General features: G+C 65.7%; 1 protein-coding gene. It reads left to right on the forward strand.

The features are described 5' to 3' along the window. Window positions 1-638: alpha-glucuronidase family glycosyl hydrolase (locus AACY45_RS27395; protein ID WP_339548583.1), on the forward strand; the 638-nt coding region annotated here is incomplete at both ends.

Here is a 638-nt window from a genome sequence, read left to right on the forward strand (position 1 = left end):
GGGCGATTCGCGGGCGCGCTGACTATCCTTGCTTGCGCAGCCTATGCGCGGCCGGCGCAGGCTGAAGACGGATACGATCTCTGGCTACGCTATCGGCCACTGCCCCAATTGCAACGCAAGGCCGCAACCGTCTCCGCGATCACCGTGCTGCGGGAATCGCCAACGCTTCGCGTAGCGGCGGAGGAACTTGAGCGGGGTTTTTCGGGCCTGTCCGGACATGAGGTGGGACGGCAGGACACCATCCCCGCCGATTCGGTCGTCCTGGCCACCGCCCGAACACCCGAGGTAGCGGCGCTTGCCCTCCCGGTCGCAGCGTTGAACGAGGAAGGATATCTGGTCCGCCCGGTGACCCTTGGCGGGCGGCGGGTGACGCTCGTTACCGGCAAAACCGATCGCGGCGTGCTATACGGGGCGTTCGCGCTGCTACGCTGGGCCCAGACGGGCCATGCCGTGCGTGCCGCCACATTCTCGTCGAGCCCTGCGACCAAGCTGCGCTTGCTCGACCATTGGGACAATCTCGATGGTACGGTCGAACGCGGCTATGCCGGGCAGTCGTTATGGGATTGGTGGACGCTCCCCGATTTTCGCGACCCACGCTACACCGATTACGCCCGCGCCAATGCGTCGATCGGCATCAA

The sequence above is a fragment of the Pseudomonas sp. RA_35y_Pfl2_P32 genome (assembly GCF_963970735.1).
GTDB lineage: Bacteria > Pseudomonadota > Gammaproteobacteria > Pseudomonadales > Pseudomonadaceae > Aquipseudomonas.